This window comes from Ochrovirga pacifica, assembly GCF_000220525.1.
Taxonomy (GTDB): domain Bacteria; phylum Bacteroidota; class Bacteroidia; order Flavobacteriales; family Flavobacteriaceae; genus Ochrovirga; species Ochrovirga pacifica.
Genome location: NZ_AFPK01000020.1, coordinates 1 through 17,836, shown reverse-complemented (window position 1 = coordinate 17,836; position 17,836 = coordinate 1). Strand labels below are relative to the sequence as shown.

At 34.7% G+C, this 17,836-nt stretch carries 15 protein-coding genes and 2 tRNA genes; 9 read left to right on the top strand and 8 right to left on the bottom strand.

Features of this window, described 5'->3' with window-relative positions; all coding sequences use genetic code 11:
- Nucleotides 1-174: 174 nt before the first annotated feature.
- From FS85_RS0103100 to proS, 5 genes are all read right to left on the bottom strand, one after another.
- The gene (locus FS85_RS0103100; protein WP_029489232.1) at nucleotides 175-915 is read right to left on the bottom strand and encodes a hypothetical protein; all 741 of its coding nucleotides are present in this window, start codon (nucleotides 913-915) and stop codon (nucleotides 175-177) included.
- A 278-nt stretch (nucleotides 916-1,193) separates the two neighbouring features.
- A tRNA-Glu gene (locus FS85_RS0103095) sits at nucleotides 1,194-1,265 on the bottom strand.
- 14 nt (nucleotides 1,266-1,279) lie between these two features.
- Nucleotides 1,280-1,531, bottom strand: coding sequence for a 30S ribosomal protein S20 (rpsT, locus tag FS85_RS0103090; protein ID WP_010134556.1), 252 nt, complete (start codon nucleotides 1,529-1,531; stop codon nucleotides 1,280-1,282).
- Between the two features lie 34 nt (nucleotides 1,532-1,565).
- Nucleotides 1,566-1,637 (bottom strand) — tRNA-Glu (locus tag FS85_RS0103085).
- 107 nt (nucleotides 1,638-1,744) lie between these two features.
- A complete protein-coding gene (gene proS / locus FS85_RS0103080; protein ID WP_010134555.1) occupies nucleotides 1,745-3,223 on the bottom strand; it encodes a proline--tRNA ligase in 1,479 nt (492 codons plus the stop codon).
- Between the two features lie 110 nt (nucleotides 3,224-3,333).
- Here proS and FS85_RS0103075 point away from each other — a divergent pair, with 110 nt between their 5' ends.
- The 5 genes from FS85_RS0103075 (at nucleotide 3,334) to porT (ending at nucleotide 7,938) form a co-directional block, all read left to right on the top strand.
- Entirely contained in the window at nucleotides 3,334-4,140 is an 807-nt protein-coding gene (locus tag FS85_RS0103075; RefSeq protein ID WP_010134554.1) for a hypothetical protein, read from the top strand.
- A gap of 15 nt (nucleotides 4,141-4,155) precedes the next feature.
- Nucleotides 4,156-5,538, top strand: a complete 1,383-nt coding sequence (locus FS85_RS0103070; RefSeq protein WP_010134553.1) for an OmpP1/FadL family transporter — start codon at nucleotides 4,156-4,158, stop codon at nucleotides 5,536-5,538.
- A 103-nt stretch (nucleotides 5,539-5,641) separates the two neighbouring features.
- Nucleotides 5,642-6,535 carry a NifU family protein gene (locus FS85_RS0103065; RefSeq protein ID WP_010134552.1) on the top strand — a complete coding sequence of 298 codons (894 nt, stop codon included), beginning with the start codon at nucleotides 5,642-5,644 and terminating at the stop codon, nucleotides 6,533-6,535.
- A 9-nt stretch (nucleotides 6,536-6,544) separates the two neighbouring features.
- Nucleotides 6,545-7,276, top strand: coding sequence for a bifunctional demethylmenaquinone methyltransferase/2-methoxy-6-polyprenyl-1,4-benzoquinol methylase UbiE (gene ubiE, locus FS85_RS0103060; protein ID WP_010134551.1), 732 nt, complete (start codon nucleotides 6,545-6,547; stop codon nucleotides 7,274-7,276).
- A complete protein-coding gene (gene porT / locus FS85_RS0103055) occupies nucleotides 7,276-7,938 on the top strand; it encodes a type IX secretion/gliding motility protein PorT/SprT (RefSeq protein WP_160162382.1) in 663 nt (220 codons plus the stop codon). Before ubiE ends, porT begins: the two co-directional genes overlap by 1 nt.
- Nucleotides 7,939-7,941: 3 nt before the next feature.
- On the opposite strand, the gene FS85_RS0103050 is transcribed toward porT, so the two are convergent.
- Nucleotides 7,942-8,679 carry a TrmH family RNA methyltransferase gene (locus tag FS85_RS0103050; protein WP_010134549.1) on the bottom strand — a complete coding sequence of 246 codons (738 nt, stop codon included), beginning with the start codon at nucleotides 8,677-8,679 and terminating at the stop codon, nucleotides 7,942-7,944.
- Nucleotides 8,680-8,779: 100 nt separating this feature from the next.
- Here FS85_RS0103050 and tamL point away from each other — a divergent pair, with 100 nt between their 5' ends.
- From tamL to accD, 3 genes are all read left to right on the top strand, one after another.
- Nucleotides 8,780-11,272, top strand: coding sequence for a translocation and assembly module lipoprotein TamL (gene tamL / locus FS85_RS0103045; RefSeq protein ID WP_010134548.1), 2,493 nt, complete (start codon nucleotides 8,780-8,782; stop codon nucleotides 11,270-11,272).
- A gap of 94 nt (nucleotides 11,273-11,366) precedes the next feature.
- Nucleotides 11,367-12,434 (top strand): class II fructose-bisphosphate aldolase, encoded by a 1,068-nt coding sequence (fbaA, locus tag FS85_RS0103040; protein ID WP_010134547.1) that lies wholly within the window; start codon nucleotides 11,367-11,369, stop codon nucleotides 12,432-12,434.
- A 99-nt stretch (nucleotides 12,435-12,533) separates the two neighbouring features.
- A complete protein-coding gene (gene accD / locus FS85_RS0103035; RefSeq protein ID WP_010134546.1) occupies nucleotides 12,534-13,397 on the top strand; it encodes an acetyl-CoA carboxylase, carboxyltransferase subunit beta in 864 nt (287 codons plus the stop codon).
- Nucleotides 13,398-13,651: 254 nt separating this feature from the next.
- Here accD and FS85_RS0103030 read toward each other — a convergent pair whose 3' ends face one another.
- Complete coding sequence (locus tag FS85_RS0103030) at nucleotides 13,652-14,446, bottom strand: DUF2797 domain-containing protein (RefSeq protein WP_010134545.1); 795 nt, start codon at nucleotides 14,444-14,446, stop codon at nucleotides 13,652-13,654.
- A 63-nt stretch (nucleotides 14,447-14,509) separates the two neighbouring features.
- Here FS85_RS0103030 and FS85_RS0103025 point away from each other — a divergent pair, with 63 nt between their 5' ends.
- The gene (locus tag FS85_RS0103025) at nucleotides 14,510-16,027 is read left to right on the top strand and encodes a GH3 auxin-responsive promoter family protein (protein ID WP_010134544.1); all 1,518 of its coding nucleotides are present in this window, start codon (nucleotides 14,510-14,512) and stop codon (nucleotides 16,025-16,027) included.
- Here the strand turns inward: FS85_RS0103025 and FS85_RS0103020 are convergent.
- Nucleotides 16,024-17,799 carry a GNAT family N-acyltransferase gene (locus FS85_RS0103020; protein ID WP_029489229.1) on the bottom strand — a complete coding sequence of 592 codons (1,776 nt, stop codon included), beginning with the start codon at nucleotides 17,797-17,799 and terminating at the stop codon, nucleotides 16,024-16,026. The genes FS85_RS0103025 and FS85_RS0103020 overlap by 4 nt on opposite strands.
- Nucleotides 17,800-17,836 lie beyond the last annotated feature (37 nt).

Genomic DNA, 17,836 nt, shown 5'->3' with positions numbered 1-17,836 from the left:
GAAAATTAATTTATACAAATTGTTTGTTATTCATACTCTCATTCCTGCCGACAGCTTTTTCACGTCATGATAAAGGTATGTTCTAGACTTTGATCGAACACCGTAAAACCGTACTTATCTAACACGAGTTATTTGATTCCCCAGACTAAGCTAAGCAGTAAGATTGCTTCAGTCCTATTGATACACAAATTTGATATAGTCTAAAGCATGATAATTAGAGCGAGGAGCAATAGTCACCTTATAAACTCCTGGAGTATCAAACGATGCATAAATTGTATGGAACTCATGATCAGAAGTTCCTATAACCTCTGTCCAAGCCCCATTATGATTCATATACGCTTTAAAAAATCCATTTCCGTTTTCTCCTTTGGGATTGGGTTGTTTCCCTGTTCCTTTTGGATATATCTTACTAGCGTCTCTAATTGCATAAAAATCGTCAGCCACCACTTTAAGCCAAGTATCATTATGTTCTGTATTTGGTTTTTCTGGATTTTCTTTTGCAATATACGTCCTTAAAATCACCTTATAAGTCCCTTCTTTTTTTACAGCTACATCATATGTAACCGCTCCTATTTTCCCAATATTATCGGTTCCTTTCCAAAACAATTCTGGACCTTCCCATACAAGGTAACCACTGCCTGAAAACCCCAACAGCTCTGTTTTCAATTTCCATCTATCATCAGAAGGAGTAACCGTTTCTGCTTCTATTATGATTGGATCCACCTTTTCACTAACACTTTCTTCTTGCCCATCGTCTTCATTCTCATCAACCTCTTCTTCCTTTTTATCACTCTGCTCTTCATCCACCTGCTCCATCTGATCTTTTGCACTAGCAGATTCACTACAACTATACAAAACCATCATTACTAGTGTAACACATACTACAACTACAACTCTCTTTAAACTTATCATCATTTTATTTTTTTCAACAAAAACAAAACAAACAAAAAAATCTTACACTTATCAACAGCATTGTTTAAATATTTATAACATATGAGTTATTAAACAAATGCATTACAATATTTCTACAGTGATGTTTTTTATTACCTAACCTGATTGCTATTATCCACACCCCAATTACGTTCAACAAAAACCAATCAAACACCTTTATTGATTTCTTTACTTTAAGTCTTCTTTAAAACCTAACAGGTACCAAAACAAAAAAAATCCTTGCTGACAACAGCAAGGATTTGTAGTCCGTAGGGGAATCGAACCCCTGTTACCAGGATGAAAACCTGACGTCCTAACCCCTAGACGAACGGACCTTAAAATATTTTTCTTACAAAGAAGCTACGTGCTTAGTCAATTTAGACTGAATGTTAGCAGCTTTGTTTTTGTGAATAATATTATTCTTAGCTAACTTTTGCAACATAGACACTACTTTAGGCAACTTTTCCGTAGCTTCTGATTTATCCGTTGTATTACGTAAATCTCTTACCGCATTCCTAGTTGTCTTGTGCTGGTACTTGTTTCTTACCTGCTTAGCACTATTGCTTCTTATTCTCTTTAATGCTGACTTGTGATTTGCCATCTTATACTGTATTATCTTATTTGAATAAAAAAAGTAGTCCGTAGGGGAATCGAACCCCTGTTACCAGGATGAAAACCTGGCGTCCTAACCCCTAGACGAACGGACCCTTAACACTATTTCAAAAAGCGATTGCTTTTTCGCTTAGCGGTTGCAAATATACACCTATTTTACAATCCTGCCAATTTTTTTATTATTTTTTTTTACTTTTTTTTGTTAATAAGCTTTTGCGAACAAAACACGTTGGTTAGAAGACTTTCCCGTTAACACGCAATTCCCCTTTTCTTCTTTTACATCTAAAGGAATACAACGTATGGTTGCCTTGGTCAATTCTTTTATCCTATCTTCAGTTTCCATGGTACCATCCCAATGAGCAGCCACAAAACCACCTTTCTTTTCTATTACTTCCTTAAATGTATCAAAATCATCTACAAGTGTAATGTGCTCTTTTTGGTATTGCAATGCCTTTTGATGTAGGTTTTCTTGAATTTCTAGCAACAACGCTTCGATAACCGCTACCGCTTGATCTTGTGCACAACTTTGTTTTTCTAAAGTATCTCTTCTTGCTATTTCTAAAGTTCTGTTTTCTAAATCACGAGCTCCCATTGCAATTCTAACGGGTACTCCTTTTAACTCATACTCAGCAAACTTCCATCCTGGTTTATGAGTATCACGGTTGTCGAACTTTACTGAAATTCCTTTTGCTCTTAATGCTGATGAAATTTCATTTACTTTTTCAGAAATCGCTGTTAATTGCTCTTCTGTTTTGTAAATCGGTACGATGGCGACTTGAATAGGTGCCAATTTAGGAGGCAATACCAAACCATGATCGTCTGAATGTGTCATAATCAGACCTCCTATCAATCTTGTTGACACTCCCCATGAGGTTGACCATACATATTCTTGTTTTCCTTCTTTTGAAGTATACTTAACATCAAAAGCATTGGCAAAGTTTTGTCCTAAAAAATGAGAAGTTCCTGCTTGTAATGCTTTTCCGTCCTGCATTAATGCTTCAATTGTATAGGTGTCATCAGCACCTGCAAAACGTTCACTTTCAGACTTCACCCCTTTTATCACAGGCATTGCCATCCAATTCTCGGCAAAATCTGCATACACTTGTTGCATTTGCTGTGCTTCTGCTACAGCTTCTTCTTTAGTGGCGTGTGCTGTATGCCCTTCTTGCCATAAAAACTCTGCCGTTCTTAAAAATAAACGTGTTCTCATTTCCCAGCGCACAACATTAGCCCATTGATTTACTTTGATTGGTAAATCTCTGTAAGACTGAATCCACCCTTTGTATGTATTCCATATAATTGCTTCACTAGTAGGACGAACTACCAATTCTTCTTCTAGTTTTGCATTTGGATCTACAATCAGCTTTCCTGGGTTTTCTTCATCATTCTTTAACCTGTAGTGTGTTACCACAGCACATTCTTTGGCAAAACCTTCTGCATTTTTTTCTTCTGCTTCGAATAGACTTTTAGGAACAAATAAAGGAAAATAAGCATTTTCATGCCCTGTTTCTTTGAACATTCTATCTAACTCTTGCTGCATTTTTTCCCAAAGAGCATATCCGTAAGGTTTGATGACCATGCAACCTCTTACTGCTGAGTTTTCTGCCAAATCGGCTTTTACCACTAACTCGTTATACCACTTTGAGTAATCCGTACTTCTGCTTGTTAATTTTGATCCCATATCTATTTATTTGGCACAAAAATTGTAAATTTATTAGTAAAAAGAGCCCGAAGACTCGGTTAGCAAAACTACTATTTTTTGCATTCTTCGACAATAAAATAAAAAGTATTATGATTTTACAACGCAGCCACTTCTCAACCTTTCTATGTTATGCCTTTTTTAGCGGCTTGGCTTTGTTATTGGGGTCTTGTACATTTTATCAGAATTATAGTTATTACGACGGTATTTACGAAGATCCTAAGCACGTACCAAACACTGTTTTTAGTGAGGAAATGAACAAGTATAACGGATTGAGCTCTATAGAATTAGACACTAGTACTACTGTAAGCCCTAACAATACGAATACCAGAAACGAATCTTCAACCCCTTCATACACACAAGAAGTAAATATTTACAACCACCGTCCTTATTACGACGATTATTATTGGGATTCTTGGAACTGGACCACTTGGAACGATCCTTTTTGGGCAGGTGGTTTTCATTGGAACAGAAACCGATGGGGATGGAATATGGGCTGGAACCAATATTCTGCATGGGGCTACAACAATCCTTTTTGGAACTATTACGGATATGCTCCTTTTTATACGCTGCCCTATTTTTACAACCGTCCTGTAAACAACCCTAGAAACTCTAAGTATTATAACAAACGAAGCAATAGTAATACCTATAGACAATCTCGATACTATACACCCAAACCAAATTCTAGATCCTCTTATTCTTCCGGAACAAACAACAGCAATACTCAAAGACAATCTAGTTACCGAAGAAGTTCTTCTAACAATAACTCATCTTACAACAGCAGTAGTCGCAGTTCTAGAAGTTACAATTCGGGCTCTAGTAGTAACTCTAGTAGTTCTTCTAGTCGTAGTAGTTCTAGCTCAAAAAGGAGCAACTCTAACAGTTACCGAAGAAGGTAGTTAAAATCTGATTTTATGAAAACAATTCACTTTATTTATACTTTTGTGCTTTTAAGTCTTTGTACTTTACAAGCACAAAACCTAAACTATACAGACTTAGGAGTTTTATACTCCCAAGAACAACCTATGGGTACAGCTCGCTTTACGGGTCTTAACGGCTCTATGGGAGCCGTTGGAGGAGACTTGAGTGCTATTTCTGTTAACCCTGCTAGTTCGGCTGTATTCAATCACAGTGAAGTTAACATTACTTTAGGCGTTCATAATTATAATAACGAAAGCTCATTTTACAACACCAAAACCACAAACAGTTCTAGTTTAACATCACTAGATCAACTTGGAGGTGCTTTTGTGTTTAACGACAACTCCGTAAACAGCGGATGGCACAAAGTTGTTTTGGCTGTAAACTACCAAGTACTTCATCGATTTGATAAATCTGATATTTATAGAGGAAACAGTGGTTATGCTACTTTTGCTATTCACCCTAACGCTCCTGATGATGAAATTTACACTCGTGTAAATGATCAAACTTTTAGAAATTACTATGAAGGAAAACATTCTGCTTTAAGTCTTAACCTTTCTGGAGCTTATGAAGATCAATTGTACTTTGGGGGAAGTTTGAATTTTCATAGTCTGGATTTTCAGCAAAGCTCTCGTTTGCATGAGTTAAACCTAGACAACGACGATCATCTTTTGGATGCCAGTCTTTTTTACGATAACTATCAGGATGCTGATGGATTTTCAATTGATTTGGGGTTTATTTACAAACCCACAAAGCAGATTCGTTTGGCAGCTTCTTTTCAATCTCCAACATGGTTTTATAACGTAGACGAAGATTATTTTTCTATAGAGTCTTACGAACCTATTGATGCTAAAGGTCTCGAATATTTTGAAACAGACCCAGTAAATAATTTTTTCCAATACCAACTCAACACTCCTTTAAAATTAACTCTTAGTTCGGCTGTTATTATAGGTAAAGGAGGTTTTATTAATATTGATTATACTTACAAAAGCTATCAATCTTTAAACTTAGATGGTGATGATGATTTTAGTCTAGACAATCAATATTTTAGCGATGTGCTACAAAACACTCACAATGTAACTTTGGGAGCAGAAGCCAGATTGGGATTGATTAGTTTGCGTGGAGGATTAGGATACCAACAAAGCCCTTTTCAAGACGATATAGACGAACGATTGATTGATGTATTAAAAATAGGAGAATTGTATTCCGGATCTTTAGGAATTGGTGCACGATTTGGAAACTCTAAAGTAGATGTTTCTTATAGAAGAACTTCGCAAACCAATACCTATGATTTTTACGATCAATCTTCAGAAATTGAATCTACCAAAATAGACAACAGCAACTCTAGAGTAGGAATTACCTACACTTATATATTTTAAACCTTGATTTATAATTGTTCTAAGCAATCGGTTCTTAAGTTAAATCGTTATTTAATTCCATTTAAATACCTTACTTTTGTAGCCAATTTTTTAGGATTTTATCATGAGTCAACATCAAATTCATATCGAAGGAACCAACAATCCATCCATTGTAAAGTTTGTTAGCAATCAACAAGTTACCCAAGGTGGCAGCTACCAATTCAACAACATAGAAGAAGCCAAAGAATCTCCTATTTCACAAGAGCTATTTAAGCTTCCTTTTGTAAGCAAAGTGTTTATTAGTGCTAACTTTATTGCCATCGAAAAATATGACATTGTTGCCTGGAGCGATATTCAAGAAGAAATTAGAGAACTGATAGAAATTTACTTAAACGAAGGGAATACGCTAGTTACAGAACAAGCACAAACCATTAAAAAAGTTGTAGAAATTTACGCAGAAAGCACTCCGAACCCAAAGGTGATGAAATTTGGATCTAACAAAATGTTAACTCCGGACGACCACGAATACAAATCAGCTAAGGAAACCAAAAATTCCCCATTGGCTAGTGTTCTATTTGAATTTCCTTTTGTTGAAGAAGTTTATATTTCCGAAAATTACGTTTCTATTGCAAAAAACGATTTGATTACTTGGCAAGAAGTGATTCCGCAACTACGCAGTTTTTTAAAAGAGTATCTAGAATCTGATAAGTTGATCATTGACACCAGCATAGCACAACCTAAGGCAACTATTAAAGCGACACCAATAGAACACCTAGAAGGAGTTTCTTTAGAAATTGCTAAAATATTGGACGAGCATGTAAAACCTGCGGTAGCTAATGATGGAGGAAACATTGTCTTCCAATCTTACGATGCCGAAACGCAAAATGTACATGTAGTTTTACAAGGTGCTTGTAGCGGATGTCCCTCTTCTACCATTACTTTAAAAAATGGTATTGAAACCATGCTAAAAGAAATGCTACCTAATCAAATTAACCAAGTTGTTGCTGTAAACGGATAATTTTTTTCTATGTCTAAAATCATAAAACCTTATAAAGATTCTGATGCTACTAAAAAAACACAAGTAGCTACCATGTTTGATACCATTTCTAAAGATTACGACGGATTAAATCGTGTCATTACATTTGGTATTGATGTAAAGTGGAGAAAAAAAGTTGTTGCTATGGTAAAAGCCACACAGCCCAAAACAATTCTAGACATTGCTACAGGGACTGGGGATTTGGCAATAATGCAAAGCCAAGCCATGCCAGAAGCAAACATTATTGGTTTGGACATTTCTTCTGGAATGCTAGAAATTGGAGCTCAAAAAATTAAAGAATTGGGCTTAGAATCTTCTATAGAAATGGTTTTAGGCGATTCTGAAAACATCCCTTATCCCGACAATCATTTTGATGCCATTACGGTTTCTTATGGCGTACGAAACTTTGAAGATTTAGACAAAGGACTGCAAGAAATTTATCGTGTCTTAAAACCTGGTGGAATTTTTGTGGTTTTGGAAACATCTGTCCCCACTAAATTCCCTTTTAAACAAGGTTACTTGTTGCATAGCAAAGTTGTTCTTCCTTTAGTAGGTCGCTTATTTTCTAAGGATGATAAAGCCTATAGATACCTTTCAGACTCTGCCAATTCTTTCCCTTACGGAAAGGAGTTTAATTTAATTTTAAATAAAAACGGTTTTTCAAAAGTTAAGGATTTAATTGTTACATTTGGGGTATCCACAATATACAAAGCACATAAATGATGGTAAATAAAATTGTTTTATTGTTACTGTTAACAACAAGTTTAACTTTTGCTCAAGAAGAAAAAATTCAAAGACTACAGCACTTCGATAAAAGTAAATTACGTTTTGGTTTTTACTTAGGATTGAACAACAAAGGATATCGTATTGCTAGAACAGAGTCAGCGACTTCGACTTCAGGGACTGGTTTTCAATTAGGAGTTTTGGCTGATTATAAATTAGACAATTACTTTAGTGTTATTCTTGAACCCGGTGTCTTAAGTACACGAAATCAATTGACTTTTGGTGAAACATCTAAAAGAACTTTTGACATCAACAACACTTACTTTCACTTTCCTGTTTCTTTAAAATTAAACACCGAGAGAATTAATAATATTAGAGCTTTTGCCACCGCAGGTTTAGCAGCTAATTATAACTTTAATGCCGACGACAACAACACCAAAGGAGGAGCAGACCCGTATGATTTTAGCTTAGCAAAAACAACCGTGAGTGCTGAAATTTCACTTGGTTTGAATTTTTATTTGCCCTACTTTAAATTCTCTCCTTCTATTAGAGGAATTTATGGAATCAATAATGAATTTAATGCTCTTGGTGCAGAAGCAAGAAATTACGGTCCTGATGGATTTTATCAAAGAGCTATTTTGCTAAACCTTACTTTCCAGTAATTTTTAGCCTTTTCGTCTAAATTCATTCAACACAATAGCTGTTGCTGTTGCTACATTTAGACTTTCTGTTGTTTGTTCTAATCCAAATTGAGGAATGGTAATTTTGCGCTTATTTCCTAGTCTTCTGATTGAAAGACTAATTCCGTTTGCTTCGTTTCCCATAATAATAATACCGTTTGAAGGCAGTTGTGCCTGATGAATATTTTCACCTTTCATATCAGCCACAAACAAAGGTTGTTGAGTTTGCTTTAGGTAAGCGACCAAATCTGTATATACCACATGTACCCGTGTTAAAGATCCCATGGTTGCTTGCACTACTTTAGAATTGAAACAATCTACCGTATCCGAACTACAAATTAGCTCCTTTACCCCAAACCAGTCACACAATCTTATAATGGTTCCTAAATTCCCGGGATCATTAATGCCGTCTAAAGCTACTTTTAGGTCGTCTCCTTGTCTTGAAGGTAATTGTTGGGGAATTTTAAATACCGCCACCACTTTGTTTGGAGACCTTAAAGAACTCAACTTCGTTAATTCTAACACAGAAACCACTTCTGTTAATACTTTTGCATAATTAGATTTCACATCTTCTGTACAAAAAAGATATGCCAACTGAAAATCTGAATTCAAAAACTCATCAACCACTTTGATTCCTTCAACAACAAACAATCCCTCTTTGGTTCGGTACTTTTTTTGTTGTAAACTTGTTACTAATTTTATTTGGTTTTTAGATATAGGCATGGTCTTTTTTCTTTGGACTTCAAAATTAGCATTTAAAATGAAAACCTATTCTTAAAAAAACTATATAATCCTTATTTTTGAACTACAAATTTTCTTTTTTTTGACAACAAGGATTCAACTTCTGACCATCATTGCTTTGATAGCACTTTTAAGCTCTTGCAGTACTACCAAGTATTTACAAGCTGGTGAATTTTTATTAAAAAAGAATAAAATTACAGTAGACCAAAAAACCAGTTCTGATATTGAACTTAATTCTTACCTTTTACAACGCCCAAATACGTCACTATTAGGCATCCCCTTAGGTTTGCATTTGTATCATGTTGGTTTGCCAGGATACGATTCTATACACCAACAAAAACTAGACTCTTTTGCATACAGAAATAGCTTTGGAGATCGCATTTTTTCTAAAAAACAACGTTTGCGTTTGCTAGAAAAAAGAAAAAAACTAAACGATTGGTTTCTTCGAAGAGGAGAAGCTCCTGTAATCTTAGCCTCAGAAAAAACCGCCTTGACTGCCAAAAACTTAAGAAATCACTTTTTTAACCAAGGATATTTTAATGCTACAGTAAAAACAACCACTTTAACCGATGGCAAAACTGCCAGTGTGCGTTATGACATCCAAAAGAAACAACCCTTTTATTTAGACAGCATTTATTTTAACATTGCTTCTTCTACCATAGACAGTGTGATACAAAAACACATCACATTTCTTCCTTTAAAAAAAGGAAATCCATATCGACTAGAAGACTTTACAGAAACCATCGAAAAAATTACCCAAACCTTAAGAAACCACGGTTTTTTTCATTTTAAAAAAGACCTAATTAGCTTTAGAAGTATTGATACTTTGGCAAGTAATTACAAAACTCCTGTAGTAATTAGAATTGATAACAGACGCATTAAAAAAGAAAATGAAATTTTAGAATTGAGCAGTAAAATTCAAAAAATAAAAAAAATTAAGGTTTTTACCGATTATAGTTTTAGCCAACGAAACAACCTATACAATGTACAAGAAACTTATGAAGGAATTGATTTCTACGCCCATCAAGAACTCAAACACCGTGTAAAAACGCTGAGCAATTCTATCTTTATGGCTCCTGATGAAATTTATAGCGATGAAAAAGTAAGCCTTACCCGAAACCATCTTCGTTCGTTGAGTAATTTTAAATCGGTAAAAATCAATTTTAAAGAATTGGATGACGAACATCTGGAAACACAGATTGTTTTGACACCTATGAAAAAGTATGGAATTGGAATCAATACCGAAATTATACACTCTAACATTCGACAGATTGGGCTTTCAGGAGGATTTAATTTCATCAACAGAAATACCTTTAAAGGAGCCGAAATTTTTCAACTAGCTTTGCAAGGAAGTATTTTTGACACCGCTACTAATTTAGGAGGTACAGAAAATTCTACTTTTGAAGCTTACGAAGTTGGTATTGACGCTTCTTTGCAATTCCCTAAGTTTATTTTTCCTTTTTTGGGAAATTTGATTCCTAGAACCATGACCCCAAAAACCAAAGTAAGTGTGGGTACTAGCTTTCAACGAAATATTGGTTTGGACAAGCAAAAAATCTCTGGAATTATTGATTATAATTGGCAATCTTCTACAAAAAACAGTCATACCTTCGAAATTTTAAACCTGCAATACATTAATAATTTAAACATAGATTCGTATTACACCATTTACAGCTCGGAGTTTACTAAAATTCGAAATATTAAAGAAAACAACAACTTACTTCCAAACTTTGATTTGACCACCACCAATGCCAATCAGTTTTTGAATCAAATTCCTGCTAACTTTGCCAGTGAAAACCCCACGGCTTCTACCCAACTAAAAAACATTGCCAAGCGTAACGATATTATTACCAGCAACAATCTAATACCTGTAACCTCTTATTCTTTTGAACACAATAGTAGTAAAGGGTTGTCAGATCCACAATACAATTTTTTTAGAACCCGTATCAGTTCTTCAGGGAACCTTAGCGGTTTCTTTTTTGAAGAACAAAACGGAACTCCACAATTTGAAAACATCAATATTTCACAATTTGTAAAGCTAGACATTGATTTTAGAAAATTCTGGAGCACTTCGCTACACAACTCTCTTGCTTTCAGAACTTTTGTAGGGATTGCTTTCCCCACAGGAAAAAACAAAGAAATTCCCTTTATTACCAGTTATTTTGCTGGTGGATCTAATGATATAAGAGCATGGAAAACCTATGAATTAGGTCCAGGAAACTCTAACTCTGGTCTAGAATTTAACATTGGAAATTTAAAACTGCTTTCTAGTTTAGAATATCGATTTAAAGTGATTAACAGTTTTTACGGAGCTGTGTTTGTAGATGCAGGAAATATTTGGAATTTGCCCAATACTGCTACTGCCTCTGAAGAAGAAATATTTAACCACTTTAAAGACTTAGAAAATATAGCGGTAGGAAGTGGTGTGGGATTGCGTTACGATTTTAACTTTTTGGTATTGCGATTGGATTGGGCTTTTAAAACTTTTGAACCTTATTTATCTCAAAACAAGTGGTTTCAAAACTATCATCTTTCCGAATCGGTGTTAAACATTGGAATCAATTATCCCTTTTAACTCTATAACGTTTTCGTACAATATCAAGCCTTTAAAGAGGATATTTCATGTAAAAAAGCCTATTTTTGTTGTAAAATTAAATAAATCAAATCTTATGAGTAAGAATATCAAGCCAGGAGTTGCAACTGGAGATGCAGTTCAAGAAATTTTCAAGTTAGCTAAAGAAAAACAATTTGCTTTGCCAGCTGTAAATGTAATTGGTAACAATTCTATCAACACCGTGTTAGAAGCTGCTAAGGAGATCAATTCTCCTGTTATCATTCAGTTTTCTAATGGAGGAGCTGTTTTTAACGCAGGAAAAGGATTGGACAACACAGATCAAAAAGCGGCTATTGCAGGAGCGGTTGCTGGTGCTAAGCACGTACACCAAATGGCAGAAGCTTACGGAGTACCTGTTATTTTACACACAGATCACGCTGCTAAGAAATTATTGCCTTGGATTGACGGGATGTTAGAAGCATCAGAAAAGCACTTTGCAGAAACTGGAGCTCCTTTATTCTCTTCACATATGATTGATTTATCTGAAGAGCCTTTGGAAGAAAACATCGCTATTTGTAAAGAATACTTAAAGCGTATGGACAAAATGGGAATGACTTTAGAAATTGAATTGGGTGTAACAGGTGGTGAAGAAGATGGTGTAGACAACTCTGATGTTGATGAGTCTAAATTGTACACGCAACCAGAAGAAGTAAACTACGCTTACGAGCAATTGTCTGAAGTATCTCATCGTTTTACTATTGCTGCTGCTTTTGGTAACGTTCACGGAGTATACAAGCCAGGTAACGTAAAATTGACTCCAAAGATTTTAGACAACTCTCAAAAATTTATCGAAGAAAAGCACGGTTTGGCAGACAAGCCTATTGACTTTGTATTCCACGGAGGATCTGGTTCTTCTGTAGAAGAAATTAGAGAAGCTATTTCTTACGGTGCTATTAAAATGAACATCGATACGGATCTACAGTATGCTTTTATGACAGGAATTAGAGATTACTTCGCAGAAAATGAAGCTTACTTACAGTCTCAAATAGGAAACCCATCTGGTGCTGATGCTCCTAACAAAAAATACTACGACCCAAGAGTTTGGTTGCGTAAAGGTGAAGGAACTTTAAAAACAAGATTGATTCAAGCATTTGAAGACTTAAACAATGTAAACACATTGTAGTCCTTTTACTTATCAAGACACAAATAAAGAATAGAGAAACTGTTTTTGTACAGTTTCTCTATTTTTTTAGTAAATTGCCCCTCATTTAAATGAATAATTATGACAGCTTGGTTTAAAAGAAGTGACAAAGGGATTCAGACCCCAACGGAAGCAAAGAAAGATGTCCCAAAAGGCTTGTGGTACAAGACACCTAGTGGAAAAATAATTGACACCGATGAATTGAAAGAAAACCTATATGTTAGTCCAGAAGACGGATATCATGTACGTATAGGTAGTAATGAATATTTTGAAATCTTATTTGACAATAATACGTATACAGAATTAGACAAAAACTTAACCTCTGTAGACTCTCTTCATTTTGAAGACACCCAACCTTATCCTGATAGAATTAAAGCCGCACAAGCAAAAACAAAATTAAAAGATGCTGTAAGAACCGCTGTAGGAAATTCTTTAGGAAAACCTTTAGTAATTGCCGCTATGGACTTTGCTTTTATTGGAGGTTCTATGGGATCTGTGGTAGGAGAAAAAATTGCTAGAGCTATTGATTATGCCAGAGAGAATAAGATTCCTTTTTTAATGATTTCTAAATCAGGAGGTGCTCGTATGCAAGAAGCTCCTTTGTCTCTTATGCAGTTGGTTAAAACATCTGCAAAATTAACCCAGTTAGCTGAAGCTAAAATTCCGTACATTTCATTATGTACCGACCCTACAACGGGTGGAACCACTGCTTCCTATGCAATGTTAGGGGATATTAACATTGCAGAACCCAATGCTTTAGTTGCCTTTGCTGGTCCTAGAGTAGTTAGAGATACTACAGGTAAAGATTTACCCGAAGGTTTTCAACGTTCTGAATTTTTGTTAGAGCACGGTTTTTTAGATGCTATTTACGAACGTAAAAATTTAAAGAAACAAATCAACCTATATTTAGATTTAATTCAAAATCAAGAAGTAAGAAGCGAATAAGGTTTTACTTTTTGCAATTTTAAATAAAAAACAGAATCTAAAATTAGAATACCCCCAAAATGTTAGAAACCATTTGGGGGTATTTTTATGTCTAGAAAAGAAAGCTAGCACACGTCAACTATTCTACCAACAAAAGGATATCAAAGGCTTTAAATAGAATGAGCCCTATACAATATCGAGCTCATATCAACCTTTAAAGTTTTAATGGCATACCTTTTTTGGGTGCCCAAAATATGAATCTTGATTTTTATTTTTTAGGCAATTTCTAGGTTGACTTTATAACCTTCAAAAGAACGAACATTGAATACTTTTCCGTCTTCAAAAATTAGGTATTGCCCTTTTACACCTTTTAAGGTTCCTTGATAAAAATTTTCTTTTTCCAAATTAAGACTGGCCACCTTTATAGGATAGTTTTCTACAGGATAGTTTAATTCCCACACATGGTTGTCTGCTATGTAAAACTCTTTTACCTCTTCTGGTAAATGTGCTTTTAATTGTTCCTTTACCGCTATCAAATCTTGCTCGGCAATATCATTTTTCAACATCTTTTGCCAACTTGTTTTATCGCTTACAAACTCTTTTAAAGCAACCTCGGCAACCCCTGCTAAATACCTGTTAGGCACTTCTAAAAACACCAACGCTTTGTTTGCCCCCTGATCAATCCATCGGGTTGGCACTTGCGTTTTTCTTGTAACCCCTACCTTTACATTGCTAGACAAAGCCAAATAGACAATATGAGGCTGTAATTGCACTTTTTCTTCGTAGGCTAAGTCTCGATCTTGTATTCCCAAATGTGCTTTACTCAACTCAGGTTTCATTACCCAATCAGCTACTGCAGGTTGTTCGTAAAAACACTCGTAGCAATGTCCTTGCCTAAATATCTTTTTTTCTTTATGACAGCTTAGACACTCGTAGCCCTCAAAAGTAATCGCAAAGGTTTTGTTTACTAATTGATTCAGATTCAGCCAATGACTATTGGTTTCTAAATAATAGGAAATGGTTTCTGCATTTTCCGTGACCATTTTTTTTAATAAACCCTGATATTTCATAGAAAAAAGTTAATTTAGGTACATCAAAGATATCGATTTTAACCTGCAATACGTAGTTTATTTATGACATTGCCACTTATCAACTCTATTTTATCTTGGTTGTTAAAAAAGAGAAAACATCAAATAGAGTTATTCTTAAAATATCCTGTTGAAGTACAGAATGAACAACTGCTAAAGCTTTTAAAAACCGCTAATAAAACCAGTTATGGTAAGCAATATCAGTTTAAAAAAATTAAAAACTATCAAGAGTTTGTAGAAAAAGTTCCATTGGTAAATTACGAACAACTAAGTCCATACATAGAAGAACAACGCACTACTGGACAAGCAATTTTGTGGAGCAATAAAATTAAATGGTATGCCAAATCTAGTGGTACTACCAATGCGAAAAGTAAATTTATTCCTGTTAGTGAAGATGCCATCAAGCTCTGTCATTTTAAAGGAGGTAAAGACATGCTAACCTTGTTTTTTAACAACAACCAAGAAGCCAATTTGTTTTCTGGTAAAAACTTACGTTTGGGAGGTAGTAGTGCTGTATACGAAGATAACGATGCCTATTTTGGAGATTTGTCTGCCATTATTATAGAAAACATGCCCTTGTGGGCAGATTTTAGCAGTGCTCCCAAACAAGAAACGGCTTTGATGTCTGAATGGGAGTCTAAAATGGATGCCATTATTAAAGAAACGGTAAACGAAAACATTACCAGTTTGGCAGGGGTTCCATCTTGGATGCTGGTTTTGTTAGAGCGTGTTTTATTGCACACTGGCAAACAAAACATTTTAGAAGTTTGGCCTAATTTAGAAGTCTATTTTCACGGAGGTGTTAACTTTTCTCCCTACAAAGAACAGTACAAAAAGTTGATTCCCTCGGACAAATTTAAATATTATGAAACCTACAATGCCTCGGAAGGTTTTTTTGCCATTCAAGATCAAAACCATAGTGACGAACTATTGTTGATGTTGGACTATGGAATTTTTTATGAATTTATACCTATGGATGCTTACCGAAGTATCAACTCTACTACCGTTTCTTTGGCCGATGTAGAATTAGGAAAAAATTATGCTATGGTTATTACCACCAATGCTGGTTTGTGGCGATATATTATTGGTGACACCATCAAATTTACTTCTTTGTCTCCTCACCGTATCAAGATTACAGGAAGAACCAAGCACTTTATCAATGCCTTTGGAGAAGAACTGATTATGGAAAATGCATCGCATGCCTTAAAAGTTGCTTGCCAAGCCACACAAGCTTTGATTAAAGAATATACTGCTGCTCCTATTTTTATGGATCATCAACAAAAAGGAGGTCATGAATGGCTAATTGAATTTGAACAAATGCCTAATGATCTACAAACCTTTGTACACTCTTTAGACCATGCTTTAAAAGCTATCAACTCAGACTATGAAGCCAAACGCTACAACAATATGACGTTGTCTATGCCTACATTGACTTTGGCTGAAAAAAATCAATTCCATCATTGGTTAAAAAGTAAAAACAAATTAGGAGGACAACACAAGGTTCCTAGACTGTTTAACGACCGAACTTTTATAGATGAAATCAAGGCATGCAAACCTATTTAATTCTCTATAGTTACATCTTTTAAAATAGGTTCTATAGTGCTTTTAGGAATTTCCTTTATTGGCATAAAAATTAACGCATCTATTGCATCGTTAAAATCGTGGTCTACATTGTAGGCCACAAACTTTGCGTTTTGTTTGATATACTGTTTGATTAAAACAGGCAATCTTAACTTATCTTCCTCTACTTCTTTGACGATGTTGTCTAATTTTTTTACATCTCCATGAATAAAGTTTTGCATATACATTTCCTCTTGTGCTGTTAAACCAACCTTGTAAGGAGTTTTAGAAGTAATATAAGGAGCTACCTCATGGTTTTTATAGTACGTATCTAAAAAATGAATCATCATTGACTTAGAATAACCTGTAAATAAGTTGCTAATTGTAGCTCCTCCCATTAAATATTCATACTGTGGATATTTTACAGTTACTGCAGCAATCCCTCTCCACAATAAAAACAAAGGCATTGGTTTTTGTTGGTATTCTGGAACAATAAAAGCTCTTCCCATTTCAATAGTTTTGGGAAGTTTTTCATTCATTTCAGACCCAAATTCAAAAAAGGTAGAAACATAAAAACTTTTAAATCCGTTGCGTTTGTATATTTCATCTCCTAATCCCATGCGATAAGCTCCCACAAAACGCTCTTCTTCCTTATTCCATAAAATTAAATGATGGTAGTAGGCATCAAATTTATCTGTATCGCATTTTTTATTGGTCCCTTCACCTATTAACCGAAATGTGATTTCTCTTAAGCGACCTATTTCTTCCATTAAATTGGGGATGGCATCTGCTTTGGTTAAAAAAACCTCGTATTCATTAGAAACAAATAATCTTTTTTTTCTTTGTCTTATTCCCTCTATCTCGCTACAGATATCTATATGGTTTTTTGGAGAAGCAATTTCTTTGGCTTTTTTCTTTAAGTATTTTTTATACTCTTGTATTTGTTTGCGTTTGCGTAAAAAAGGTTTAGACAATAAATAAGTTCTTCCTCTTAAAAAGTTATTCAGCACCTCAAGCTCTTTTATTTCAGAAATTTCGGCAGGCTTGATTGGTTTTCCTATTTTGATGTGAATTACTTGTTTTCGTTTGTTACTTAGTTCTGATGGTAATTTTAACGTTCTTAAAACACCACTAATTTTTGACAAACGATAAAACCAATGACTGTTTTTTGCATGAAAATAAATAGGAACTACGGGTACGTTGGCCTTTTGAATTAGTCTTAATGCTCCTTCTTCCCATGGACTGTCTACATAAATATTTCTTTCTTTCAAAGTAGATACTTCTCCTGCAGGAAAAATTCCTAAAGGTTTTCCCTCCTTGAGATGTTTTAAAGCTTTGATAAGACCAGCTACACTAGATTTAGCTTCTTTATGGTTTTCAAAAGGATTTACAGGCATGATATGCTCACTAATAGGCTCTAATTTTTTTAGCAAGAAATTCGCAATAATTTTGTAATCATCTCTTACTCCTAAAATCATTTTTAATAAAATACAGCCATCTATTCCTCCTAAAGGATGGTTAGAAATAGTGATAAATGCATCTCCTCTGGGTATTTTTTTCAAATCTTCATCTGATACGTGGAACTTGATTTGATAATCTTCCAACACGCTGTTTAGGAAATATAGAGGTGTTTTATCTTTGTGCCTATCATAGACTTTATTCACTTTGTTTAGTCGTGTGATGAACATGATCGACTTCCCCACCAATTTTCCAAAGACTGGAATTTTATCAACTTTTAATAATCGTTCAAAATCTTTTGCATTAACTAACGACATAGCAACAAATTAGTTCGTAGCTTACAAGAATAAAAAA

What these genes read in the sequence shown, in the direction of transcription:
- FS85_RS0103100 (WP_029489232.1), bottom strand. Translation starts at nt 915, where the DNA reads ATGATGATAAGTTTAAAGAGAGTTGTAGTTGTAGTATGTGTTACACTA.
- rpsT (WP_010134556.1), bottom strand. Translation starts at nt 1,531, where the DNA reads ATGGCAAATCACAAGTCAGCATTAAAGAGAATAAGAAGCAATAGTGCT.
- proS (WP_010134555.1), bottom strand. Translation starts at nt 3,223, where the DNA reads ATGGGATCAAAATTAACAAGCAGAAGTACGGATTACTCAAAGTGGTAT.
- FS85_RS0103075 (WP_010134554.1), top strand. Translation starts at nt 3,334, where the DNA reads ATGATTTTACAACGCAGCCACTTCTCAACCTTTCTATGTTATGCCTTT.
- FS85_RS0103070 (WP_010134553.1), top strand. Translation starts at nt 4,156, where the DNA reads ATGAAAACAATTCACTTTATTTATACTTTTGTGCTTTTAAGTCTTTGT.
- FS85_RS0103065 (WP_010134552.1), top strand. Translation starts at nt 5,642, where the DNA reads ATGAGTCAACATCAAATTCATATCGAAGGAACCAACAATCCATCCATT.
- ubiE (WP_010134551.1), top strand. Translation starts at nt 6,545, where the DNA reads ATGTCTAAAATCATAAAACCTTATAAAGATTCTGATGCTACTAAAAAA.
- porT (WP_160162382.1), top strand. Translation starts at nt 7,276, where the DNA reads ATGGTAAATAAAATTGTTTTATTGTTACTGTTAACAACAAGTTTAACT.
- FS85_RS0103050 (WP_010134549.1), bottom strand. Translation starts at nt 8,679, where the DNA reads ATGCCTATATCTAAAAACCAAATAAAATTAGTAACAAGTTTACAACAA.
- fbaA (WP_010134547.1), top strand. Translation starts at nt 11,367, where the DNA reads ATGAGTAAGAATATCAAGCCAGGAGTTGCAACTGGAGATGCAGTTCAA.
- accD (WP_010134546.1), top strand. Translation starts at nt 12,534, where the DNA reads ATGACAGCTTGGTTTAAAAGAAGTGACAAAGGGATTCAGACCCCAACG.
- FS85_RS0103030 (WP_010134545.1), bottom strand. Translation starts at nt 14,446, where the DNA reads ATGAAATATCAGGGTTTATTAAAAAAAATGGTCACGGAAAATGCAGAA.
- FS85_RS0103025 (WP_010134544.1), top strand. Translation starts at nt 14,510, where the DNA reads ATGACATTGCCACTTATCAACTCTATTTTATCTTGGTTGTTAAAAAAG.
- FS85_RS0103020 (WP_029489229.1), bottom strand. Translation starts at nt 17,799, where the DNA reads ATGTCGTTAGTTAATGCAAAAGATTTTGAACGATTATTAAAAGTTGAT.